Genomic DNA, 21,692 nt, shown 5'->3' with positions numbered 1-21,692 from the left:
ACCACCATCTCCAGCCGCGAATTCAATCAGGACACAAGTGGTGCCAAAAAAGCCTCCAGAAACGGCCCGGTCATCATCACCGACCGTGGCAGGCCCGCCCATGTGCTGCTAAGCATTGAGGACTACGAAAAACTGAGCGGCCTGAACACCAGCATCGTCGACATGCTGGCCATGCCTGAAGCGCCTGAAATCGATTTCGAAACAGAGCGCGCCACCATCATTCCTCGCGAGATCGATCTGTCCTGATGTTTTTGCTCGATACCAACGTTGTGTCCGAATTACGCAAGCCCAACGCTGATCGCCAGGTAGTGGCCTGGGCTCAGGCCGTGGCGCCCACCAGCCTGTTTTTATCAGTCATTACGTTATTGGAACTGGAAACCGGCATCCTGCGGTTGGAACGCCGCGATCGCACCCAAGGGGCCCTGCTGCGTGCCTGGCTGGAACTGCGCGTGATGCCCGCTTTCGACGGACGAATCCTGGCCATTGACCCTGCTGTCGCTATGCGCTACGCCCGATTGCATGTTCCGGATCGCAGCAATGAATGCGATGCCCTGATTGCGGCGACCGCCCTGGAACATGGGCTGACAGTCGTTACCCGCAACATCGCCGACTTCCAGTCCAGCGGTGTGCAACTGCTCAACCCTTGGAACGATTGAACGCGGTCGCGGCGAAAAGCGTCCATAATTCACAAGTCAATTGATTCAAGTCATTACACCATCAATTGATTTCCCCCAACGCGACCAAAGGTCGCACCCTTGAGCTAGAGCGACAGGCGTATCATTGCGCCACTGCAACACCCCTATTTGATCGCGGTCGGCACGTACTGACCGGGGCATTTCTCCACTGCCGTGGGATGCAATGATGAGCAACCAGATTCCGGTACATGACGTTACCCCTCCTGCCAAGAATTCGAACAACAGCGTAGATCTCTACGCCTCTCGGGAAAAAATCTACACACGCGCTTTCACCGGCCTCTTCCGCAACCTGCGGATGGTGGGCGGCGCGGCCCTGTTCCTGCTGTATTTCGGTACGGTGTGGCTCAACTGGGGCGGCCACCAGGCTGTCTGGTGGAACCTGCCGGAGCGCAAGTTCTTCATCTTCGGCGCCACCTTCTGGCCCCAGGATTTCATCCTGCTGTCGGGGCTTTTGATCATCGCCGCCTTCGGCCTGTTCTTCATCACCGTGTACGCCGGGCGCGTCTGGTGCGGCTATACCTGCCCGCAAAGCGTCTGGACCTGGATCTTCATGTGGTGCGAGAAGGTCACCGAAGGCGACCGCAACCAGCGCATCAAGCTCGACAAGGCGCCGATGAGCGCCAACAAGTTCCTGCGCAAGTTCAGCAAGCACAGCCTCTGGCTGCTGATCGGCTTCGTCACCGGCATGACCTTCGTCGGCTACTTCTCGCCGATCCGCGAGCTGGTCATCGACTTCTTCACCGGCCAGGCCGATGGCTGGTCGTACTTCTGGGTCGGCTTCTTCACCCTCGCCACCTATGGCAACGCCGGCTGGCTGCGCGAACAGGTGTGCATCTACATGTGCCCCTACGCCCGCTTCCAGAGCGTGATGTTCGACAAGGACACCCTGATCGTCTCCTACGACCCGCGTCGCGGCGAAGGTCGCGGCCCGCGCAAGAAAGGTGTCGACTACAAGGCCATGGGCCTGGGCGACTGCATCGACTGCACCATGTGCGTCCAGGTCTGCCCGACCGGCATCGACATCCGCGACGGCCTGCAGATCGAATGCATCGGCTGCGCCGCCTGCATCGACGCCTGCGACAACATCATGGACAAGATGGACTACCCGCGCGGCCTGATCAGCTACACCACCGAGCACAACCTGTCCGGGCAGAAAACCCATAAACTGCGTCCACGCCTGATCGGTTATGCGCTGGTGCTGCTGACGATGATCAGCCTGCTGGTCACCGCGTTCTTCATGCGCTCGCTGGTGGGCTTCGATGTCAGCAAGGACCGCGTGCTCTATCGCGAGAACGCCGAAGGCCGGATCGAGAACGTCTACAGCCTGAAGATCATGAACAAGGATCAGCGCGACCATACCTACGTACTGGACGCCGCCGGCCTGCCGGACCTCAAGCTGCAAGGCCGACGCGAGATCAAGGTGGCGGCCGGCGATATCGTCAGCATGCCGGTCGAGCTGTCGAGCTCGCCCGAGCAACTGCCGTCGAGCACCAACGAGGTGAAATTCATCCTCAAGGACGCCGACGACGAAAGCGTCCACGTTGAAGCCAAGAGCCGGTTCATCGGCCCACAAATTCGTTAAGAGAAGTCATCATGCCCGCAGCGACCGCCACAAGCCCCTGGTACAAGCACCTCTGGCCCTGGATCATCATCGGCATCCTGGCCTGCTCGGTGGCCCTGACCCTGTCCATGGTGACCATTGCGGTGAACAACCCGGACAACCTGGTCAACGACAACTACTACGAGGCCGGCAAAGGCATCAACCGCTCCCTGGACCGCGAACTGCTGGCCCAGACCCTGCAACTGCGCGCCAGCGTGCACCTGGATGACCTCACCGGCGAAGTCGACCTGCGCCTGAGCGGCAACAGCGCGCCCGCCACCCTGGAGCTGAACCTGATCTCGCCGACCCAGCCGGAAAAAGACCGAAAGATCACCCTCGCCCGCAGCGAAACCGAACAGGGCCGCTACATTGGCCAGTTGAGCGACAAGGTCGATGGCCGCCGTTTTGTCGAACTGCTGGGCGTCGAAGGCGACAAGACCTGGCGCATGTTCGAAGAGGAACAGGTCAGCCACGACAAGGACCTGCTGCTGGGTGACGAACCGCTGCAAGGCGCGGAACACCTGGACAAGTAAGCGCCCTCCGTACATCGCCGGCAGGCTGCTGTCTTCTCCCAGGCAGCGGCCTGCCGGCGATGAGGTCCGCCCCTGGAACAAAGACCCGCGATGACCACGCCACTGCCCTGCTACCACTGCGCCCTGCCCGTTCCCGCCGGCAGCCGCTTCACCGCCGTCGTGCTCGGCGCCCCCCGCGAGTTCTGTTGCCCGGGTTGCCAGGCGGTGGCCGAAGCCATAGTCGCCGGCGGCCTGGAAAGCTACTACAGCCATCGCAGCGAAGCCTCGGCCAACCCCGAGGCCCTGCCGGTGCAACTGGTGGACGAACTGGCGCTCTACGACCGCGCGGATGTGCAGCAACCCTTTGTCCGGCATGAAGGCGAACTGGCCGAAACCACCCTGCTGATGGAAGGCATCAGCTGCGCCGCCTGCGGCTGGCTGATCGAGAAACACCTGCGCAGCCTGCCGGCGGTGGCCGAAGCGCGACTGAACCTGTCCAACCATCGCCTGCATGTGCGCTGGGCCGACAGCCAGTTGCCACTGAGCCAGGTGCTCAGCGAACTGCGCCTGATCGGCTATGCAGCGCATCCCTACCAGGCCGACCGCGCCTCCGAGCAACTGGCCAGCGAAAACCGCCTGGCCCTGCGCCAGCTGGGCGTGGCCGGGCTGCTGTGGTTCCAGGCGATGATGGCGACCATGGCCACCTGGCCGGAATTCAATATCGACCTGAGCCCCGAGCTGCACACCATCCTGCGCTGGGTCGCGCTGTTTCTCACCACGCCGATCGTGTTCTACAGCTGCGCGCCGTTTTTCAAGGGTGCCCTGCGTGACCTGCGTACCCGCCACCTGACCATGGACGTTTCCGTGTCCCTGGCGATTGGCGCCGCCTACATCGCCGGGATCTGGACCTCGATCACCGGGGTCGGCGAGCTGTACTTCGATGCCGTGGGCATGTTCGCCCTGTTCCTGCTGGCCGGGCGCTACCTGGAACGCCGCGCCCGCGAACGCACCGCCGCCGCCACCGCGCAACTGGTGAACCTGCTGCCGGCCTCGTGCCTGCGCCTGGGTACTGACGGCCAGAGCGAACGCATCCTGCTCAGCGAACTGCGCCTGGGCGACAAGGTGCTGGTGCACCCCGGCGCCATCCTGCCGGCGGACGGCAAGATCCTCGATGGCCAGTCGAGCATCGATGAATCCCTGCTCACCGGCGAATACCTGCCGCAACCGCGCAGCATCGGCGATGCGGTCACCGCCGGCACCCTCAATGTCGAGGGCGCGCTGACCGTGGAAGTCCTGGCCCTGGGGCAGGACACGCGCCTGTCGGCCATCGTCCGCCTGCTGGATCGGGCCCAGGCGGAGAAACCGCGCCTGGCGGAAATCGCCGACCGCGCCGCCCAGTGGTTCCTGCTGTTCTCCCTGATCGCCGCGGCCGCCATCGGTCTGCTCTGGTGGCAGCTGGACGCTTCCCGGGCCTTCTGGATCGTCCTGGCGATGCTGGTCGCCACCTGCCCCTGCGCGCTGTCCCTGGCCACCCCGACCGCGCTGACGGCCGCCACCGGCACCCTGCACAAACTCGGCCTGCTGCTGACCCGCGGCCACGTGCTCGAAGGCCTGAACCAGATCGACACGGTGATTTTCGACAAGACCGGCACCCTCACCGAAGGGCGCCTGGCCCTGCGCTCGATTCGGCCCCTGGGCGACCTCGACAGCCAGCAGTGCCTGGGCCTGGCCGCCGCCCTGGAAAACCGCTCCGAACACCCGATTGCCCGGGCCTTCGGCCGCGCGCCGCTGGCCGCCGAGGAAGTCCTGAGCATGCCCGGGCTGGGCCTGGAAGGCCTGGTGGGCGAGCAACGCCTGCGCATCGGCCAGCCCGCCTTCGTCTGCGAGCTCAGCGCCTGCACGGTCCCGGCGATGCCGGACGAAGCCGGCCAATGGCTGCTGCTGGGCGATACCCAGGGGCCACTGGCCTGGTTTGTCCTTGACGATCGCCTGCGCAGCGATGCGCCGGCCTTGCTGGCCGCCTGCAAGGCGCGGGGCTGGAACACCCTGCTGCTCTCGGGCGACAGTTCGCCGATGGTCGCCAGCGTCGCCGCCGAACTGGGCATCGACGAAGCCCGCGGCGGCCTGCGCCCGGACGACAAGCTGCAGGTGCTGCAACAACTGCATCGCCAGGGCCGCAAAGTGCTGATGCTCGGCGATGGGGTCAACGATGTCCCGGTGCTGGCCGCCGCCGATATCAGCGTGGCCATGGGCTCGGCCACCGACCTGGCCAAGACCAGCGCCGACGCGGTGCTGCTGTCCAACCGCCTGGACGCGTTGGTGCAGGCCTTCAGCCTGGCCCGTCGCACGCGCCGGATAATCATCGAGAACCTGCTGTGGGCCGGGCTGTACAATGGCCTCATGCTGCCGTTCGCCGCCCTCGGCTGGATCACTCCGGTATGGGCCGCCATCGGCATGTCCATCAGTTCGTTGACCGTGGTGCTCAATGCCCTGCGCCTGACTCGCCTGCCGCGTCAGCCCCAGGCCGAGGCCACGACCCAAACCCGCCCGCTGCCGGCCTGAGCCGCGCGGGCATGGAGCCTACCCATGCCAGCTCTCTACGTGATGATTCCGGCGGCGCTGCTGATCGTGGCCATCGCCATCTACATCTTCTTCTGGGCGGTCGACAGCGGTCAGTACGATGACCTCGATGGCCCCGCCCACAGCATTCTGTTCGACGACCAGGACCCCAAGCACACCGCCGCGATCGACGAGGCCAAGGGCCAGCCGGCGGCCGAACAGCCGCCGCACAAAGACCAGGCGCCGCCCCATGCTTGAGCTGGCGCCGCTGCTGGTTTCCGCGGTGATCCTCGGCCTGCTCGGCGGCGGTCACTGCCTGGGCATGTGCGGCGGCCTGATGGGCGCCTTGACCCTGGCCATTCCCCAGGAGCAGCGCAGCCGGCGCTTTCGCCTGCTGCTGGCCTACAACCTGGGGCGCATTCTCAGTTACGCCACCGCGGGCCTGCTGATCGGCCTGGCCGGCTGGGCCGTGGCCAGCAGTCCGGCGGCCATGGCCCTGCGTGTGCTGGCCGGCCTGCTGCTGATCGCCATGGGCTTGTACCTGGCCGGCTGGTGGAGCGGCCTGACCCGTATCGAAAGCCTTGGACGCGGCCTGTGGCGGCATATACAGCCCGTGGCCAACCGCCTGCTGCCGGTGTCGAGCCTGCCGCGCGCCCTGCTGCTGGGCGCGCTCTGGGGCTGGCTGCCGTGCGGCCTGGTGTACAGCACCCTGCTGTGGTCCGCCAGCCAGGGCAACGCCCTCGACAGCGCCCTGCTGATGCTGGCCTTCGGCCTGGGTACCTGGCCGGTGCTGCTGGCGACCGGGCTCGCGGCGGAGCGGGTCACCGCACTGCTGCGTCGGCGCAGCGTGCGCATGGCCGGTGGCCTGCTGGTGATCCTGTTCGGCATCTGGACCTTGCCCGGTCCGCATCAGCACTGGTTGATGGGCCACTGAGGCTGCCAGCCATCGCCAGCAACCCCACAAGGCCCGCCCGGCAGGCAGCGCGCACCCGCCAGCCTTGATGCAAATCAAGATGGCCCGGGCGCCAACCCCCTAGACTCGCGAACACTGCCTGCCTACCGGGGGAATTCCCGCATGCTCGACGCCATTCGTTGGGACACCGATCTGATCCGCCGTTACGACCTGGCGGGACCGCGCTACACCTCTTACCCCACCGCTGTGCAATTCCACAGCCAGGTGGGCACCTTCGACCTGCTCCACGCCCTGCGCGAAAGCCGCAAGGCGCTGCGCCCGCTGTCGCTGTACGTGCATGTGCCGTTCTGCGCGAACATCTGCTACTACTGTGCCTGCAACAAGGTCATCACCAAGGACCGCGGGCGCGCCCTGCCCTACCTGCAGCGCCTGGAACAGGAAATCCAGCTGATCGCCTGCCATCTCGACCCCGGGCAGAAGGTCGAGCAACTGCACTTTGGCGGCGGTACCCCGACCTTTCTCAGCCATGACGAACTGCGGCAACTGATGGGCCATCTGCGCCAGCACTTCAACCTGCTGGACGACGACTCGGGCGACTACGGCATCGAGATCGACCCGCGCGAAGCCGACTGGTCGACCATGGGCCTGCTGCGCGAACTGGGCTTCAACCGGGTCAGCATCGGCCTGCAGGACCTCGACCCGGCGGTACAGCGCGCGGTCAATCGCCTGCAGAGCCTGGAAGAAACCCGGGCGGTGATCGAAGCGGCGCGCACCCTGCAGTTTCGTTCGATCAACATCGACCTGATCTACGGCCTGCCGAAACAGACGCCGGACAACTTCGCCCGCACCGTCGAGGAAGTCATCAACCTGCAGCCGGACCGGCTGTCGGTGTTCAACTACGCGCACCTGCCAGAGCGCTTCATGCCGCAACGGCGGATCAACAGCCACGAGCTGCCGGCCCCGGCGGAAAAACTGCAGATGCTGCAGCGCACCATCGAACAACTGACGGCCGCCGGTTACCGCTACATCGGCATGGATCATTTCGCCCTGCCCGACGACGAGCTGGCGATCGCCCAGGAAGAGTCGACCCTGCAACGCAACTTCCAGGGCTACACCACCCATGGCCACTGCGACCTGATCGGCCTGGGCGTCTCGGCCATCAGCCAGATCGGCGACCTGTACTGCCAGAACAGCAGCGACCTGAACCAGTACCAGAACCTGCTGGGTGGCGCGCAACTGGCCACCAGCCGTGGCCTGGTGTGCAATCAGGACGACCGCGTCAGACGCGCGGTGATCCAGCAGCTGATCTGCAACTTCAGCCTCGACTTCGAGACCATCGAGCAGCAGTTCAACATCGACTTTCGCGGGTATTTCGGCGAGCTGTGGCCACAGCTGCAAGCCATGGCCGAAGACGGCCTGATCAAGCTGAGCAACGAAAACATCGAAGTCCTGCCTGCCGGGCGCCTGCTGGTGCGTTCGGTGTGCATGGTGTTCGACGCGTATCTGGAGCAACAGAATCGACAGCGTTTTTCCCGGGTCATCTAGGGGCATCAGGCGCGGCAGCCTGAGCGCCAGGCGCGACAACTTGTCGCAGATTACGGGCAAAAACTGTCGGGAGAGACAGGGCGCAAGCAAGCCTGATACTTGACGCCGAGACAATCGGCGAGTGCAAGTGACGGCCAGCGCTGGAAATACCTTGAACGGACTGCACGAGCGCATTTTCCCGGAGTGGCCTGGAGGCTACAAACGGACAGCTTTACGACTAAGCGCCAATACGGCACGGACTGGCCGGAACCTCCTCCCGTGAGTTACCCTTACGGCTTATGTGTGTTTTCCCACAAGGATTCTATTGAATGTCCGAGCCAGTAAAACTGCGCGCTCACAACCAGGCCCATTGCAAGGATTGCAGCCTGGCCCCCCTCTGCCTGCCACTTTCTCTGAATCTGGAAGACATGGATGCGCTGGACGAGATCGTTAAACGCGGTCGCCCGCTGAAAAAAGGCGAGTTCCTGTTTCGCCAGGGCGACGCATTCGACTCCGTCTATGCTGTGCGCTCCGGTGCCCTGAAGACTTTCAGTCTCAGCGACAGCGGCGAAGAACAGATCACCGGCTTCCACCTGCCCAGCGAACTGGTCGGCCTGTCCGGCATGGACACCGAGATCCACCCGGTTTCCGCCCAGGCCCTGGAAACCACGTCGGTCTGTGAAATCCCCTTCGAACGCCTCGACGAACTGGCCCTGCAGTTGCCCCAGCTGCGCCGCCAGCTGATGCGAGTGATGAGCCGCGAGATCCGCGACGACCAGCAGATGATGCTGTTGCTGTCGAAAAAGACCGCCGACGAGCGCATCGCCACGTTCCTGGTCAACCTGTCGGCACGCTTCCGCGCCCGTGGCTTCTCGGCCAACCAGTTCCGCTTGAGCATGTCGCGCAACGAGATCGGCAACTATCTGGGCCTGGCGGTGGAAACCGTATCCCGGGTGTTCACCCGCTTCCAGCAGAACGCGTTGATCGCCGCTGAAGGCAAAGAGGTGCACATTCTCGACCCGATCCAGCTGTGCGCCCTCGCCGGCGGCTCCCTGGAAGGCTGAGGCAGAGCCCCCGCCCGAGCCAAGCGGCTCGGGCGAGGCTATACTGGCGCGCTCCACTTCATGCCCGCCAGGACACTGCCACGATGGCCTTCGATTCCTTCGACATCAAATCCCTGATCCGCCCAGTCATCGACTTCCCCAAACCGGGCGTGATCTTCCGTGACATCACCCCGCTGTTCCAGTCGCCCAAGGCCTTGCGCCTGGTCGCCGACAGCTTTGCCCAGCGCTATGTCGAAGAAGACTTCAGCCATATCGGCGCCATGGACGCCCGCGGCTTCCTGATCGGCTCGATCCTCGCCTACCAGCTGAACAAACCGCTGATCCTGTTCCGCAAGCAAGGCAAGCTGCCGGCCGACGTGCTTGCCGAGGGTTACCAGACCGAATACGGCGAAGCCTTTCTCGAGGTCCATGCCGACAGCCTGTGCGAAGGCGATTCGGTGGTGATGTTCGATGACCTGATTGCCACCGGCGGTACCCTGATCGCCGCGGCCAACCTGGTGCGCCGCATGGGGGCCAGCGTCTACGAAGCCGCCGCCATCATCGACCTGCCGGAACTGGGCGGCTCGCAACGCCTGCGAGACATGGACATTCCAACCTTCTGCCTGACGCAGTTCTCGTTGAGCGAACGGTAAATCGCTGCCATTCGGGTTGCCAGGGCCGGCGCTATCGCGAGCAAGCTTCGCTCCTACAGGGGCCTCCGGCAGGTCTACAGCCCCATCTGCTTGCTGATGATTTCGTTCATCACTTCCCGGGTGCCGCCGCCGATGGAAAGGATGCGGTTGTCGCGGTACAGCCGCTCCACCAGGCTTTCGCGCATGTAGCCCAGCCCACCGAGAATCTGCACGGCATCGTGGGTGATGCGATCGGCCGTATCGGTGGCGAAGTTCTTGGCCATGGAAATCTCCTTGATCACACTCTGGCCCGCCGCCATCTTCGCTGCCTGACGATAAGTGAATTCGCGGGACACCTCCAGCGCGGTCGCCATCTCCGCCAGACGATGCTTGATCACCTGGAACTTGCCGATGGGCTTGCCGAACGCCTCGCGCTCCCGGGCCCACTTCAGGCTCTCCTCCAACGCCAGCTGCGCGGTCATGTTGGCCATTAGCGCCAGCGCCAGGCGCTCGCTCTGGAAGTTGCCCATGATGCAGGCGAAGCCCATGTTCTCGACCCCGATCAAATGACTGGCCGGCACCCGGCAATCGTCGAAAAACAGCTCGGCGGTATCCGACGCCCACCAGCCCATCTTCTTCAGTGGCCGGCCGACGGTGAATCCCGGCGTGCCCTTGTCGATCAGCAGCAGGCTGATGCCACCGAAACCGGGTTCGCCGGTGCGCACGGCCACCGTGTAGAAGTCGGCGCGCACGCCACTGGTGATAAAGGTCTTGCTGCCGCTGACGCGGTAGCAGTCGCCATCGCGCAGCGCCCGGGTCTGCAGATTGGCCACGTCCGAACCGCCACCGGGCTCGGTGACCGCCAGGGCGCTGATCTTCTCGCCCGCCAATACCTGCGGCACCACCCGGTCGCGGACCTCGGGGCGCGCCCATTTGACGACCGGCGGCAAACCGATGTCCAGCGAGCCCAGGCCCGCCACCAGGCCGCCGGAGCCACAACGCATCAGTTCCTCGCTGGCGGCGATCTTGGCGAACAGGTCGCCCTCGTGGCTGCCACCCAGGGCTTCTGGATAGCCGATGCCCAGGATGCCGGCTGCGCCAGCCTTGAGGTACAGCTCGCGGGGGAAGCCTTGCGCCTCCTCCCATTGATCGATGTCCGGGAGGATTTCCCGCTCGACGAAACGTCGAACGCTGTCGCGGACCAACTGATGGCTAGGGTCGAAGTATTCCTGGCAGGCAGACATCGGCAAGCTCCTCTGAAGGTTGAGGAAACTTACCTAGCGCTTGCTTGGTTTTCAAGAAAAGTCGCGTTTAAGCGACAGAGCGCGGCCAGCAAGCAAGCCCCTCTGGCAGCGGCGAGCTTGCTGGCCGAAACGCTTACAGGCTGATTGGCTTGCGCCCGGCAAACGAGTGCGCCAGGGTGCCGCCGTCCACCAGCTCCAGCTCGCCGCCCAGGGGCACGCCATGGGCGATACGCGAGGTGATCAGGCCTTTGTTGGTCAACAGCTGGGCGATGTAATGGGCGGTCGCCTCGCCTTCCACCGTCGGGTTGGTGGCCAGGATCACCTCGGTGAAACTGCCCTGCTCTTCGATCCTGGCCAACAGTTGGGGAATACCGATGGCTTCCGGGCCGAGGCCGTCGAGAGGCGACAGGTGGCCCTTGAGCACGAAATAGCGACCGCGATAACCGGTCTGCTCCACCGCATAGACATCCATCGGCCCCTCGACCACGCACAACAGCGTGTCGTCACGGCGCGGATCGGCGCATTGCGGGCACAGATCGTCCTCGGTGAGGGTGCGGCACAGGCGGCAGTGGCCCACGCCCTCCATGGCCTGGCTCAGAGCCTGGGCCAACCGCGTACCGCCGCTGCGGTCGCGCTCCAGCAGCTGCAAGGCCATGCGCTGGGCGGTTTTCTGACCCACGCCCGGCAAAGTGCGCAGGGCATCGATCAGTTGGCGAATCAGGGGGCTGAAGCTCATGGGGAAAGGTCCGACAAAACGACGAGACGCGGTTTATACCCGCGCCTCCGATTAGCGTCAAATGCTCAGTCCGGGGCGACCCGCACCACCAGCTTGCCGAAGTTGCGTCCTTCCAGCAGCCCGATGAAGGCTTGCGGCGCGCGCTCCAGGCCGTCGACCACATCCTCCTTGAACTTGACCTTGCCTTGCAGCACCCAGGGCGCCATGGCGCTGACAAACTCCGGTTGCCGGTCGCCGTAGTCGTCGAACACGATAAACCCCTGGATGCGCACGCGCTTGGTCAACAGCTGGCGCTGCAACAATGGCAGGCGGTCAGGCCCCGGCGGCAATTCCTGGGCGTTGTACTGGGCGATCAGCCCGCACAGCGGAATCCGCGCCTTGGGGTTGAGCAACGGCAGCACCGCATCGAACACCTTGCCGCCGACGTTTTCAAAGTAGATATCCACACCCTCGGAGCAGGCCTGCGCCAGCTCGTCGGCAAAATTCGGGCTGTGGTGGTCGATACAGGCATCGAACCCCAGCTCCTCGACCACATAGCGGCACTTGTCGGGACCACCCGCCACACCGATCACCCGCAGCCCCTTGATCTTCGCCACCTGCCCCACCACCGAGCCCACAGCCCCCGAGGCCGCGGCCACTACCAGGGTCTCTCCGGCCTTGGGCTGGCCGATGTCCATCAGGCCCATGTACGCGGTCATGCCCGGCATACCCAGCACGCCCAGGGCCATCGAGGGGCTGGGCAAACCCGCCGGCACCGGTATCAGGTTACGGCCATCGGAAATGCTGTGGCTTTGCCACCCGGTGGCACCCACCACCAGGTCGCCCTCCTGGAATTTCGGATTCAGCGAGCGCTCGACCCGGCTGACCGCGCCGCCGGTCATCACTTCGTTGATTTCCACCGGAGCGGCGTAGGACGGCGCATCACTCATGCGCCCGCGCATATAAGGGTCCAGCGACAGATAAAGGGTCTTGAGCAGCACCTGGCCATCCGCCAGATCCGGCAGCGCCACCCGCTCCAGGCGAAAATTTTCCGGCACGGGCGCGCCCTGGGGCCGGGAGACCAGAACGATGCGCTGGTTGAGGGTCAATGCTTGCGACATCAGAGCAACTCCTTATCGAGAATTGAATCGGGCCATACAGAGTGCAGACCATCGTATAGCGCTCGGCGTTCGATGTTTCTCTCCCACTCCGCTGCCGCAAGCTGCGATCGATTGCACCGCAACCGCAATCATCCAGCCAGACCCCATCGCCTGAATGACGACCGCTGCGCGCTCGATCGCACCTGCGGCAGCGGCTACAGGCGGCACAAACAAAAATGCCAGGCGCGATGCCTGGCATTTTTAAGTCCGACCAATGCGCTGGTGCGAATCAGAACGGCAGTTTCATACCCGGTGGCAGTTGCATGCCAGCGGTCATGCCGGACATCTTGTCCTGGCTGTTGGCTTCGATCTTGCGCACGGCGTCGTTGACGGCGGCGGCGAACAGATCTTCCAGCACTTCGCGGTCATCTTCGCTGACGCCTTCCAGCAGGCTTGGGTCGATGCTCACGCGCTTGATGTCGTGACGACCGGTCATGACCACAGTGACCATATCGCCACCCGCCTTGCCGGTGACTTCGGCGTTGGCCAGCTCTTCCTGCATCTTGGCCATCTTTTCCTGCATCTGCTGCGCCTGCTTCATCAGGCCGGCCATGCCACCTTTCATCATGGGAATCACCTCAAAGTACTTGGATAAAAACAGCGCCCGGCCTCAAGGCCCGGCGCCCTTCAGTTATTAACCCTGGCTGACCAGGGCCTCGACAGGTTCAATAGTATCGTGACGGACCACCGCGCCGAACTCCCGCACCATCTGCTGGATGAACGGATCGCCGTGGATCGACTCCTCGGCTTCGCGCTGGCGATTGGCACGGCGACGCGACGCGGCCTGGGCCGGGGTTTCCTGCTCGGGCTTGATCAGCTCGATGCTCACCGTCAGCGTGCGCTGGTGATACTGGTTCAGGGCATCGTTCAGGCGCCGCTGCTGAGTGGCGTTGAACAGGGCGCTGTGGGCCGGATCCAGGTGCAGCAACCAGTTGTCGCCCTCGGCGGCGATCAAGGTGCAGTTGGCGGCGATGCTCGCCGTCATCCCGGAAATCGGCAGTTTCGGGAACAGTTCCAGCCACTCCAGCGCCAGGCCGGTGGCCGGCTGGGCAGCCGGCAGCGGCTCGGGTTCCGGCTCGGGATCGGCGGCGTGTTCGCTGGCCAGTTCGTCCAGGTAGCTGTAGGCCGAATCCATGTCCGGCTCGATGTAGTCTTCGTCCAGCGGTGGCTCGTCATCCAGGTCGATGCCCGGTGTCGCGGCATCGACCTCGGCAACGCTGGGCTCCGGCACCGGGGCACTGACCCATTCCGGCGCATCCGGCACTACGCTGTCCGGGGTCGGGGTCGGCATCGGGGTCAGCTCAGGCTGCTCCGCGGCGGTCTCCAGCACGGGCTCGACGGCCGGCTGCTGTGCGACGACTGGTTCGACCGGGTCGTTCCACGGCAGGTCGACCACCTCTTCGGCGGCGACAGGCGCGGCTTGCGCTGGCGTCTCGACCACAGGCTGTGGCGCAGGCGCCACGGGCGCTGCTGGAACAGGCGCGGGTGCAACGACAGGGGCAACCGCTGGAGCGGCCTCGACCACCGGCGCTGCAACCGGAGCGGCGGCAACACTTACCGGCGCAGCAACGGCTGCGCCAGCCACGGATTGGGCGGAATCAACTGTGGCCTGGCTGATCCCCACTGGCTTTAGCGGCTGTCTCGGCGCATCTGCCGAGTCCGCTGGCCGGAAGGCCAGCATCCGCAGCAGGACCATCTCGAAACCACCGCGCGGGTCCGGCGCCAGCGGCAGGTCGCGCCGGCCGATCAGGCCCATCTGGTAATAGAACTGCACATCTTCGGCCGGCAACACCTGGGCCAGGGCCAGCACCCGGTCGCGGTCGCCATGGCCGTTGTCGACACCGTCCGGCAAGGCCTGGGCAATGGCCACACGGTGCAGGACGTTGAGAATCTCCGACAGCACGCCGTTCCAGTCCGGGCCCTGTTCGGCCAGGTGGCGCACAGCCTCGAGCAAGGCCTTGGCATCGCCGTTGATCAGCGCATGCAGGACGTCGTAGACCTGGCCGTGATCGAGAGTGCCGAGCATCGCCCGCACATCGGCGGCCATGACCTTGCCTTCACCGAAGGCAATGGCCTGGTCGGTGAGGCTCATGGCATCGCGCATCGAACCGTCGGCGGCGCGGCCCAACAGCCACAGCGCGTCGTCTTCGAACGGCACGTTCTCGACGCCCAGCACGTGGGTCAGGTGCTCGACCACCCGTTCCGGGGTCATGTTCTTCAGGGAGAACTGCAGGCAGCGCGAAAGAATCGTTGCCGGAAGTTTCTGCGGATCGGTGGTCGCCAGAATGAATTTGACGTAGGGCGGCGGCTCTTCCAGGGTCTTCAACAAGGCGTTGAACGAGTGGCTGGACAGCATGTGCACTTCGTCGATCAGGTAGACCTTGAAGCGTCCGCGGCTCGGTGCGTACTGCACGTTGTCCAGCAGCTCGCGGGTGTCCTCGACCTTGGTCCGGCTCGCGGCGTCGATCTCGATCAGGTCGACGAAACGCCCTTCGTCGATCTCGCGGCATACCGAGCAGGTGCCACAGGGCGTGGAAGTAATGCCTGTTTCACAGTTCAGGCATTTGGCAATGATCCGCGCGATGGTGGTCTTGCCCACCCCGCGGGTGCCGGTAAACAGATAGGCATGGTGCAGCCGCTGACTGTCCAAGGCATTGATCAGAGCCTTGAGCACATGGGTCTGGCCGACCATTTCGCGAAACGAGCGCGGACGCCATTTACGTGCAAGAACCTGATAACTCATCGAAAACCGTCGCAACTGGGAAGCGGAAGCCCGTAATGCTAGCGGAGCAAGGGCGAAATTGCATCCGGTGCGCTCGTCTAATCTGGCTAAGCTGCTTTTTGTCAGGCTCGTCAACGGCCTTTTCCTGCGTGGAGACTCTATGCGTTTAGCCTTGGGCGCCTGTCTGCTGGTTGCCATGAATGGTTTTGCCGCAGAACCGGCCCTGCGCTTCTCGATCCCCGACAGCTGGGCCATGCCCGTGGTACAGATCGAACGTGGCCGACCCACCCAGGGCATTCTCCACGACCTGATGGCCAGCCTCGCCACCCAGGTCGGCACCCCGGCCGAATTCCACGTCCTGGCGCGGGCCCGCGTGCAGGCGGCCATGGATCACGGGGAAATCGATGTCCGCTGTTATGCCGCCCAGTCCTGGCTGCCCAACCAGGCCGGCGATTACATCTGGAGCATCCCGCTGTTCATTCAGCGCGACCTGTTGGTCAGCCGCGAGCGACACCTATTCCCGGTCACGCCCCGGGACCTGCCGACGCAGCCCATCGGCACCGTCCTCAGCTACACCTACCCTTCCCTGCAACCCTTGTTCGACAGCCGCCAGTTGCTCCGCGACGACGCGCGCAACCAGGAACAGGTGCTGCAAAAACTCTGGGCCGGCCGCTACCGCTACGCGGTGAGCAACCAATGGACGCTGGACTGGTTCAATCAGACCTTGCCGCCCGAGCAGCAACTGCACAGCGTGGCCATCCTGCAGGAACAGGCGGTCGGCTGCGTCGTCCGCAACGATCCGGCGCTGCCGGTGCAACGCGTGCTGCGCACCTTGTTGCGCATGAAGATGTCAGGAGAGATCGACGACCTCATCGGCCTGTACACCGGCCGCAGGCCGACCGAGAGCGCCCCGCAGAGCTACGAGGCACCTTAGGCGTCAGCCGACTTCGTCCTGCGGACACCATTCCAGCGGCGGCAGGAAGGTCGCCACCCAACCCGGCACCTCGCTGGCCGGCATGGGCGGGGCGATGAAATAGCCTTGCGCCACGTCGCAGCCCAGCGACATCAGCAACTCGCCGTGCTCCATGCTTTCCAGGCCCTCGGCCACCACCTGCCGGTCAAACGCCCGGGCCAGGCCGATCAAGGCCTGGGTCAGCGCCAGATCGCCCTGGTCGTGCAGCATGTCGCGCACGAACATGCGGTCGATCTTGATGGTCTGGGTGCGCAAGCGCTTGAGGTAGCTCAGCGACGAATGCCCGGTGCCGAAATCCCCCAGGGAGAACTGCACTCCCAGCGCCTGGCAGGCCTCGAGGCAAGCGCTGACGTGCTGGATATTCTCCACCGCCACCGCTTCGACGATTTCCAGGTCCAGCAACTGCGGGGCAATCTGTGGATGGCGCTCGAGCACCGCTTTGAGTCGGTCGACGAAATCCGCCCGCTGGAAATGCCGCGCTGCGATATTGACGCTGATCGGCCAGCGCTGTCCGGCCAGCTGCCATTGCCGCAACTGGGCCATGACTTGCTCCATCACCCACTCGCCGATATCGACGATCAGGTCGGTCTCCTCCACCAGCGGCAGGAACTCCCGAGGCGCGACCATGCCCCGCTGCGGATGCTGCCAGCGCAGCAACGCCTCGAAACCCACCACCTCGCCGCTGCGCATATTGACCTTGGGTTGAAAGTGCAGGCACAGCTCGCCGGACGCCAACGCCTGCCGGACCCGCTCCACGGTCTGGTGGGTAGCCTTGACCTCGCGGTCCCGCGACACATCGAACAAGTGAAAGCGATTGCGCCCGCTCTGCTTGGCCACGTACATCGCCTGGTCGGCATGCCGCAACAAAGTGTCGGCATCGTCGTTGTCGGCGGGAAACAGCGTCACGCCGATGCTGGCGCAGACGTTGATCTCCTTGTCCTGGATCAGATAGGGCGTGGAGATCACCCCCAGCACCCGATGCAGCGCCGCCCGCAACTCGCGAATGTCGCGCACATGGCGCAGGATCAGCACGAACTCGTCCCCGGCCAGGCGCGCCACCACGTCTTCGCCGCGAATGATCGAGCGCAGGCGCGCCGCTACCTCCACCAGCAACAGATCGCCGCTGGCGTGCCCGTAGCCATCGTTGACCGCCTTGAAGCCGTCGAGATCGAGCATGCACACCGCCAGCGCGATGTTCTCCTTGCGCGAGTAATCCAGCGCCTGGTTGAGCAGGTCGGAAAGGAAGGAACGGTTGGGCAAACCGGTCAGCACATCGTGGCCGACCCGCCATTGCAGCGAGTGCAGCAAGCGCCGTTTTTCGCTGATATCGAAGCGGATCGCCACATAACGCTGGACCCGACCAGTGGCCTCATCGAGCAAGGGCACGACGGTGCTGTCGACCCAATACAAAGTCCCGTCCTTGGCCCGGTTGCAGATCTCGCCCTTCCAGACCTGGCCCAGGGCAATGGTGCGCCACATGCTGCTGAAGAATTCGGGAGGGTGCAGGCCGGAGCCGAGAATCCGGTGATTGGCGCCCAGCAGCTCTTCTCGGCTGTAGCCGGAAATCGAACAGAACTGGTCGTTGACGTAAGTGATCCGGCCGGTCAGGTCGGTCTCGGAAAAAATGGCGGCTGCATCCACGGCCCTGCGGTATTTCTCATCCATGAGTCTGACTCACTGTCGCTAGCGGTTGAACCGCTCGACCAGGGCACGGAGCCCGGAAGAGATGTTTGGGCGTTCACTCTCAATATTTTCGCAATCCCAGGCAGGCCTGGGCTGCTGGTCCGAAAATATCTGTTCAACAGAGGTGACCGGCACATTCAGACGCACGTTAAAACTCCATAGACAGCATTCGACAATGCCAGCCCAGACAAGCCGGCAAGAGGCCGACTCACGGAAAATGGCGCACCGTCTTGCCCCACCTGACACAATTGCAACCGTACAGCGACCGACACCGTCATTGACCTTCGAATCGACGAAGACCAACTAAAATCACTTAAGGATCAGCCGAATTTGGCGGGTGGGACACTGGCAATCATCAGCGAGACGTTCGCGCCTGCGCCATACCCTCGATTCTGGTGAACAAGGAAAATGCAATGAGTTCTTGTTTCATCAGTTCATCTTCTGAAACTAGATCACCAAATGCCTGTCCGAAGCGTCGATTCTACGAATTGCATCACATTTTGCAAGGCAAGGTGATGAATCATGGCGTTGCCTAATGCAAAGATTTATCGTTAAGTTCTTGATTCTAAATGGGAATTGAGCGATGCAAATTTCAAGTTTGGGTCCAGCCATCAGGCGTTACCGCAAGGTAGCGGGGCTTACTCAGGCTGAACTAGGCGAAAAAACCGGTTTTGACCCTAAAACCATCAGCCGCTTCGAAACCGGCACCTACACCCCCAGTGTGGAAGCGCTGTTCCTGCTGGCCGATGTACTGGGAGTGAAGCTGAAAGCCTTTTTCGCAGATCTGGGCGACGAAGACGAACAGCGGGCGTATCTGTTCGGTGTCATTCACAAAGCCACCCCGAAGGACCTGGGAAAGCTGATAGCAGCGGTAGACCTGGCCTTGTCCAAGCCTTAGAGCCGAGCAACACGCAGAGGAGGCAGCCCTATCGAAGCCGATAGCCTGCCTCCTCTTTATTTCCCCCAGATGACTCCTGACAGGAACTGACAACGGCGCCCCTTAAGCTGGCGTGCGCAGCCCAACCTTTCCAGGAGTCCGGATGATCGCTACCAGCACTTACCTTCTGCTATACGTCGACAGCCCCGCCACCAGCGCCAATTTCTACAGCCGCCTGCTGGACAGGCCGCCGGTCGAGCTGTCGCCGACCTTCGCCCTGTTCATCCTCGATTCGGGGCTCAAGCTCGGCCTCTGGTCCAGGCAGGATGTCGAGCCAGCCACCCAGGTCGCCGGTGGCGGCGGCGAATTGGCCTTAGGGGTGGCCGACAACCAGACCGTCGACCGACTGCATATCCAATGGGCCGAATCCGGCGTGAGCATCGCCCAAAATCCGACCGCCCTGGACTTCGGCTACACCTTCGTCGCCCTGGACCCGGACGGACATCGACTCAGGGTGTTCTGCCCGATCCTGGAGTGAACGGCAGTCGCGGCGATAGCCTCCGGCAGTACCGAGCGACGCCGCGACCAACGCCCCTCCAACTGCATCGCCATCACGCTACCGAGGACGATCGCCGCCCCCACGACCACCGCGCCATGCACTCGCTCATGCAGGACCAGCGCTGCCAGCAGCATGGCGATTGGCGGTATCAGGTACATGGCGATGGACGCGCGGCTGACCTCGACCCGCGCCAGCACATAGGCCCACGCCAGGTAAGCCAGCGCACTGGGAAACAACCCCAGCAGCAACACCGCCAGGTTCACCCGCCACGGTGCCTGGACCACCGCGACCGCCAGCCCCGGCCAATACAGGCTCAACAGCAAGGTGCCGGCCCAGACCATGTAGCAGACGGTGGTCAACAGGTCGTAACGCCCCGAATAACGCCGCTGCAACACGAAGTACAAACCCCAGGAGAAGGCCGCCAGCAGCACGAGCAATCCCTGGGGCTTGATCGACGCCACGCCCTGGTCGCCCCAGACCACCACGACCGCGCCGAACAACCCCAACCCGACACAGCCCCAGCGCCAACCGCTGACCGGCTCCCTCAACCAGAAAAACGCAATCAGGGTGCTGAAGATCGGCGCCGACTGCGCCAGCACACTGGACGCCCCCGCGCTCAAACCCTGCTGGCCGTAGTTGAGGCTGACGTGATGCAGGGCGATGGCGAAAAAGCCCAGCACCAGCAACCAGGGCAGATCACGCCAGCGTGGCAGGGCGATTCTTTTCACCAGGGCGATGGCGCCCATGAACAGCGAAGCGATCAGAAAGCGCAGCAACGCCAGATGGCCAGGCTCGTAACCCTCCAGGCCGATGTGGATACCCACCGGGGAATAAGCCCAACACAAAATGACCGCGGCGGTCGCCAGGACCAGTTTCAACGCAGGGGAGATATTCAAGACACAGGCACTCGGTAGCACAAGGAAGGCCTTCAGTCTCCCGCCCGCCACAACTCACCACAATTAACGGATACTGAGACCAGACCTCACTGGAAATGAGCAATGGAACTGAGCCAGCTGAAGATGGTGAAAGCCGTCGCCCGCACCGGCAGCATTGCCCGGGCGGCCGAACAACTGCATTGCGTGCCCTCCAACATCACCAACCGCCTCAAGCAACTGGAAGGCGAGCTGGGCACCAGTCTGTTTATCCGCGCGGGCCGCGGGCTGAAAATCAGTCCGGATGGGGAAATCTTTCTGGGTTACAGCGAGCGCATCCTGGCCTTGGTGGATGAAGCCAAACGTGCGGTCGACCGCCAGGCCGAACCCAGCGGCATCCTGCGTATCGGCGCCATCGAGTCCTGTGCCGGCGGGCGCCTGCCGCCGCTGCTGGCGGAATTCCATCAGCGCTTTCCCCAGGTCACTCTGGAGCTGGTAACCGGTACCTGGTCGCAGCTGTTCGAAGAGCTGCAACACCACCGGATCGACGGCGCATTGGTTGCGGTCGACACGCCCCAGCCAAAGCTGGAGCGCACCGCCCTCTACAGCGAGCCCCTGGTGCTGGTCGCCAGCGCCGATGCGGCACCTGTACTAAGCCCGCGCGACCTGCAAGACCAGACCCTGTTCATGTGGCCCGGCGGCTGCCCTTACCGCCGCGCCCTGGAGCATTGGCTGAACGCCCACGACGTGACCGCGACCATCATCGGCTATGCCAGCTGGGGCACCATCATCGACTGTGTCAGCGCCGGTGCCGGCATGACCCTGGCCCCGGAAGGCGTGCTCGAGCGCTACACCCTGTCCGCGGGCCTGACGCGCCACCGCTTCGCCGACCTGCAGCCGATCGACATTCGTTTTGTCTGGAACAAGGAAATAGAACGCCACACCGCACGGGACGCGTTTGCGCAGTTGTTGCAGGAACGATTGGGGGGATGAAACGAGCGACCGGCGAGAGGCCAGATCAGGTGAAAGCAGGGGGAGAATTCAAAACATTCGTCGAGGACCGACAGAGGGCGTTATGGAGGCAACCCCACCAGCCACACCCCGGCACACAATGTCACCGCTGCGGCTGCTCCCTTCCAGGCCTGACCGGGTTCACGGCTGATCGTTGCGAGGGGACCAATGGGGTCACCATAACGACGCTCACCTGACGGCGAGCCGCGCCATTGTACCTATCTGCGGCGAAGTTACAACCGCTCTGTAAAGATTAAAAAATCTGAACGGCTTCAAGTACTTGGATCATTACCCCTCTCCCCGCCCGCTCGTCGATTCCTGTAGCCGCTGCCGCAGGCTGCGTTCGGTCGCGCAGCGGCCGTAATCGCGGATGACACGATGTTTCGGTTGCAGCTCGG

General features: G+C 63.7%; 21 protein-coding genes and 1 other RNA gene. 14 read left to right on the top strand and 8 right to left on the bottom strand.

Annotated features, from left to right (window positions below; translation table 11 throughout):
* The 10 genes from J4D28_RS29395 to J4D28_RS29350 form a co-directional block, all read left to right on the top strand.
* The coding region (locus tag J4D28_RS29395; RefSeq protein ID WP_207246509.1) for a type II toxin-antitoxin system Phd/YefM family antitoxin at positions 1 to 246 on the top strand (246 nt) is incomplete at its 5' end.
* The gene (locus J4D28_RS29390; RefSeq protein WP_041989226.1) at positions 246 to 656 is read left to right on the top strand and encodes a type II toxin-antitoxin system VapC family toxin; all 411 of its coding nucleotides are present in this window, start codon (positions 246 to 248) and stop codon (positions 654 to 656) included. The genes J4D28_RS29395 and J4D28_RS29390, both read left to right, overlap by 1 nt.
* A 205-nt stretch (positions 657 to 861) precedes the next feature.
* Positions 862 to 2,277, top strand: a complete 1,416-nt coding sequence (gene ccoG / locus J4D28_RS29385; RefSeq protein WP_016704962.1) for a cytochrome c oxidase accessory protein CcoG — start codon at positions 862 to 864, stop codon at positions 2,275 to 2,277.
* A gap of 11 nt (positions 2,278 to 2,288) precedes the next feature.
* The gene (locus tag J4D28_RS29380; RefSeq protein WP_041989228.1) at positions 2,289 to 2,828 is read left to right on the top strand and encodes a FixH family protein; all 540 of its coding nucleotides are present in this window, start codon (positions 2,289 to 2,291) and stop codon (positions 2,826 to 2,828) included.
* A 90-nt stretch (positions 2,829 to 2,918) separates the two neighbouring features.
* Positions 2,919 to 5,369 carry a heavy metal translocating P-type ATPase gene (locus J4D28_RS29375; RefSeq protein WP_041989230.1) on the top strand — a complete coding sequence of 817 codons (2,451 nt, stop codon included), beginning with the start codon at positions 2,919 to 2,921 and terminating at the stop codon, positions 5,367 to 5,369.
* A gap of 24 nt (positions 5,370 to 5,393) precedes the next feature.
* Positions 5,394 to 5,624: a cbb3-type cytochrome oxidase assembly protein CcoS gene (gene ccoS, locus J4D28_RS29370; RefSeq protein WP_009047938.1), complete on the top strand. Its 231-nt coding sequence runs from the start codon at positions 5,394 to 5,396 to the stop codon at positions 5,622 to 5,624.
* Positions 5,617 to 6,300 (top strand): sulfite exporter TauE/SafE family protein, encoded by a 684-nt coding sequence (locus tag J4D28_RS29365; protein ID WP_009042956.1) that lies wholly within the window; start codon positions 5,617 to 5,619, stop codon positions 6,298 to 6,300. The genes ccoS and J4D28_RS29365 overlap by 8 nt, the downstream gene beginning before the upstream one ends.
* A 141-nt stretch (positions 6,301 to 6,441) precedes the next feature.
* On the top strand, positions 6,442 to 7,824 hold the full coding sequence (hemN, locus tag J4D28_RS29360; protein WP_009047937.1) for an oxygen-independent coproporphyrinogen III oxidase: 1,383 nt from the start codon (positions 6,442 to 6,444) through the stop codon (positions 7,822 to 7,824).
* Between the two features lie 308 nt (positions 7,825 to 8,132).
* Positions 8,133 to 8,867 (top strand): Crp/Fnr family transcriptional regulator FnrA, encoded by a 735-nt coding sequence (gene fnrA / locus J4D28_RS29355; protein WP_009047936.1) that lies wholly within the window; start codon positions 8,133 to 8,135, stop codon positions 8,865 to 8,867.
* Positions 8,868 to 8,950: 83 nt separating this feature from the next.
* Positions 8,951 to 9,499, top strand: coding sequence for an adenine phosphoribosyltransferase (locus J4D28_RS29350; RefSeq protein ID WP_009047935.1), 549 nt, complete (start codon positions 8,951 to 8,953; stop codon positions 9,497 to 9,499).
* Between the two features lie 74 nt (positions 9,500 to 9,573).
* Here the strand turns inward: J4D28_RS29350 and J4D28_RS29345 are convergent, their stop codons facing one another.
* The 5 genes from J4D28_RS29345 to dnaX form a co-directional block, all read right to left on the bottom strand.
* Positions 9,574 to 10,722, bottom strand: coding sequence for an acyl-CoA dehydrogenase family protein (locus J4D28_RS29345; protein ID WP_009047934.1), 1,149 nt, complete (start codon positions 10,720 to 10,722; stop codon positions 9,574 to 9,576).
* A 133-nt stretch (positions 10,723 to 10,855) separates the two neighbouring features.
* Positions 10,856 to 11,458, bottom strand: coding sequence for a recombination mediator RecR (gene recR / locus J4D28_RS29340; RefSeq protein ID WP_009047933.1), 603 nt, complete (start codon positions 11,456 to 11,458; stop codon positions 10,856 to 10,858).
* A gap of 65 nt (positions 11,459 to 11,523) precedes the next feature.
* Entirely contained in the window at positions 11,524 to 12,558 is a 1,035-nt protein-coding gene (locus J4D28_RS29335; protein ID WP_009047932.1) for an NADP-dependent oxidoreductase, read from the bottom strand.
* Positions 12,559 to 12,826: 268 nt separating this feature from the next.
* The gene (locus J4D28_RS29330; protein ID WP_009047931.1) at positions 12,827 to 13,165 is read right to left on the bottom strand and encodes a YbaB/EbfC family nucleoid-associated protein; all 339 of its coding nucleotides are present in this window, start codon (positions 13,163 to 13,165) and stop codon (positions 12,827 to 12,829) included.
* A gap of 66 nt (positions 13,166 to 13,231) precedes the next feature.
* Entirely contained in the window at positions 13,232 to 15,340 is a 2,109-nt protein-coding gene (gene dnaX, locus J4D28_RS29325; protein ID WP_103331035.1) for a DNA polymerase III subunit gamma/tau, read from the bottom strand.
* A gap of 139 nt (positions 15,341 to 15,479) precedes the next feature.
* On the opposite strand from dnaX, the gene J4D28_RS29320 reads away from it, so the two are divergent.
* Positions 15,480 to 16,253, top strand: a complete 774-nt coding sequence (locus J4D28_RS29320) for an ABC transporter substrate-binding protein (RefSeq protein ID WP_103331034.1) — start codon at positions 15,480 to 15,482, stop codon at positions 16,251 to 16,253.
* 3 nt (positions 16,254 to 16,256) lie between these two features.
* Here the strand turns inward: J4D28_RS29320 and J4D28_RS29315 are convergent, their stop codons facing one another.
* Positions 16,257 to 17,957, bottom strand: a complete 1,701-nt coding sequence (locus J4D28_RS29315) for a bifunctional diguanylate cyclase/phosphodiesterase (RefSeq protein WP_103331033.1) — start codon at positions 17,955 to 17,957, stop codon at positions 16,257 to 16,259.
* A gap of 601 nt (positions 17,958 to 18,558) precedes the next feature.
* On the opposite strand from J4D28_RS29315, the gene J4D28_RS29310 reads away from it, so the two are divergent.
* Both J4D28_RS29310 and J4D28_RS29305 read left to right on the top strand, forming a co-directional pair.
* On the top strand, positions 18,559 to 18,873 hold the full coding sequence (locus tag J4D28_RS29310; protein WP_007922376.1) for a helix-turn-helix domain-containing protein: 315 nt from the start codon (positions 18,559 to 18,561) through the stop codon (positions 18,871 to 18,873).
* 142 nt (positions 18,874 to 19,015) lie between these two features.
* A complete protein-coding gene (locus tag J4D28_RS29305) occupies positions 19,016 to 19,390 on the top strand; it encodes a VOC family protein (protein WP_016704966.1) in 375 nt (124 codons plus the stop codon).
* Here J4D28_RS29305 and J4D28_RS29300 read toward each other — a convergent pair.
* Entirely contained in the window at positions 19,324 to 20,307 is a 984-nt protein-coding gene (locus J4D28_RS29300; RefSeq protein ID WP_009047927.1) for a DMT family transporter, read from the bottom strand. The genes J4D28_RS29305 and J4D28_RS29300 overlap by 67 nt on opposite strands.
* A gap of 102 nt (positions 20,308 to 20,409) precedes the next feature.
* Between J4D28_RS29300 and J4D28_RS29295 the strand changes: the two genes are divergently transcribed.
* Positions 20,410 to 21,276, top strand: a complete 867-nt coding sequence (locus J4D28_RS29295) for a LysR family transcriptional regulator (RefSeq protein ID WP_009047926.1) — start codon at positions 20,410 to 20,412, stop codon at positions 21,274 to 21,276.
* 92 nt (positions 21,277 to 21,368) lie between these two features.
* Here J4D28_RS29295 and ffs read toward each other — a convergent pair.
* Positions 21,369 to 21,465: signal recognition particle sRNA small type (gene ffs, locus J4D28_RS29290), an RNA gene on the bottom strand.
* Positions 21,466 to 21,692: the final 227 nt, after the last annotated feature.

Origin of the sequence: Pseudomonas sp. GW531-T4, assembly GCF_017349615.1 — a bacterium.
Taxonomy (GTDB): domain Bacteria; phylum Pseudomonadota; class Gammaproteobacteria; order Pseudomonadales; family Pseudomonadaceae; genus Aquipseudomonas; species Aquipseudomonas chlororaphis_I.
Note: the sequence above shows the minus strand (reverse complement) of the source record. Positions and strands in the feature narration are given on the sequence as shown.

What these genes read in the sequence shown, in the direction of transcription:
- J4D28_RS29390 (WP_041989226.1), top strand. Translation starts at nt 246, where the DNA reads ATGTTTTTGCTCGATACCAACGTTGTGTCCGAATTACGCAAGCCCAAC.
- ccoG (WP_016704962.1), top strand. Translation starts at nt 862, where the DNA reads ATGAGCAACCAGATTCCGGTACATGACGTTACCCCTCCTGCCAAGAAT.
- J4D28_RS29380 (WP_041989228.1), top strand. Translation starts at nt 2,289, where the DNA reads ATGCCCGCAGCGACCGCCACAAGCCCCTGGTACAAGCACCTCTGGCCC.
- J4D28_RS29375 (WP_041989230.1), top strand. Translation starts at nt 2,919, where the DNA reads ATGACCACGCCACTGCCCTGCTACCACTGCGCCCTGCCCGTTCCCGCC.
- ccoS (WP_009047938.1), top strand. Translation starts at nt 5,394, where the DNA reads ATGCCAGCTCTCTACGTGATGATTCCGGCGGCGCTGCTGATCGTGGCC.
- J4D28_RS29365 (WP_009042956.1), top strand. Translation starts at nt 5,617, where the DNA reads ATGCTTGAGCTGGCGCCGCTGCTGGTTTCCGCGGTGATCCTCGGCCTG.
- hemN (WP_009047937.1), top strand. Translation starts at nt 6,442, where the DNA reads ATGCTCGACGCCATTCGTTGGGACACCGATCTGATCCGCCGTTACGAC.
- fnrA (WP_009047936.1), top strand. Translation starts at nt 8,133, where the DNA reads ATGTCCGAGCCAGTAAAACTGCGCGCTCACAACCAGGCCCATTGCAAG.
- J4D28_RS29350 (WP_009047935.1), top strand. Translation starts at nt 8,951, where the DNA reads ATGGCCTTCGATTCCTTCGACATCAAATCCCTGATCCGCCCAGTCATC.
- J4D28_RS29345 (WP_009047934.1), bottom strand. Translation starts at nt 10,722, where the DNA reads ATGTCTGCCTGCCAGGAATACTTCGACCCTAGCCATCAGTTGGTCCGC.
- recR (WP_009047933.1), bottom strand. Translation starts at nt 11,458, where the DNA reads ATGAGCTTCAGCCCCCTGATTCGCCAACTGATCGATGCCCTGCGCACT.
- J4D28_RS29335 (WP_009047932.1), bottom strand. Translation starts at nt 12,558, where the DNA reads ATGTCGCAAGCATTGACCCTCAACCAGCGCATCGTTCTGGTCTCCCGG.
- J4D28_RS29330 (WP_009047931.1), bottom strand. Translation starts at nt 13,165, where the DNA reads ATGATGAAAGGTGGCATGGCCGGCCTGATGAAGCAGGCGCAGCAGATG.
- dnaX (WP_103331035.1), bottom strand. Translation starts at nt 15,340, where the DNA reads ATGAGTTATCAGGTTCTTGCACGTAAATGGCGTCCGCGCTCGTTTCGC.
- J4D28_RS29320 (WP_103331034.1), top strand. Translation starts at nt 15,480, where the DNA reads ATGCGTTTAGCCTTGGGCGCCTGTCTGCTGGTTGCCATGAATGGTTTT.
- J4D28_RS29315 (WP_103331033.1), bottom strand. Translation starts at nt 17,957, where the DNA reads ATGGATGAGAAATACCGCAGGGCCGTGGATGCAGCCGCCATTTTTTCC.
- J4D28_RS29310 (WP_007922376.1), top strand. Translation starts at nt 18,559, where the DNA reads ATGCAAATTTCAAGTTTGGGTCCAGCCATCAGGCGTTACCGCAAGGTA.
- J4D28_RS29305 (WP_016704966.1), top strand. Translation starts at nt 19,016, where the DNA reads ATGATCGCTACCAGCACTTACCTTCTGCTATACGTCGACAGCCCCGCC.
- J4D28_RS29295 (WP_009047926.1), top strand. Translation starts at nt 20,410, where the DNA reads ATGGAACTGAGCCAGCTGAAGATGGTGAAAGCCGTCGCCCGCACCGGC.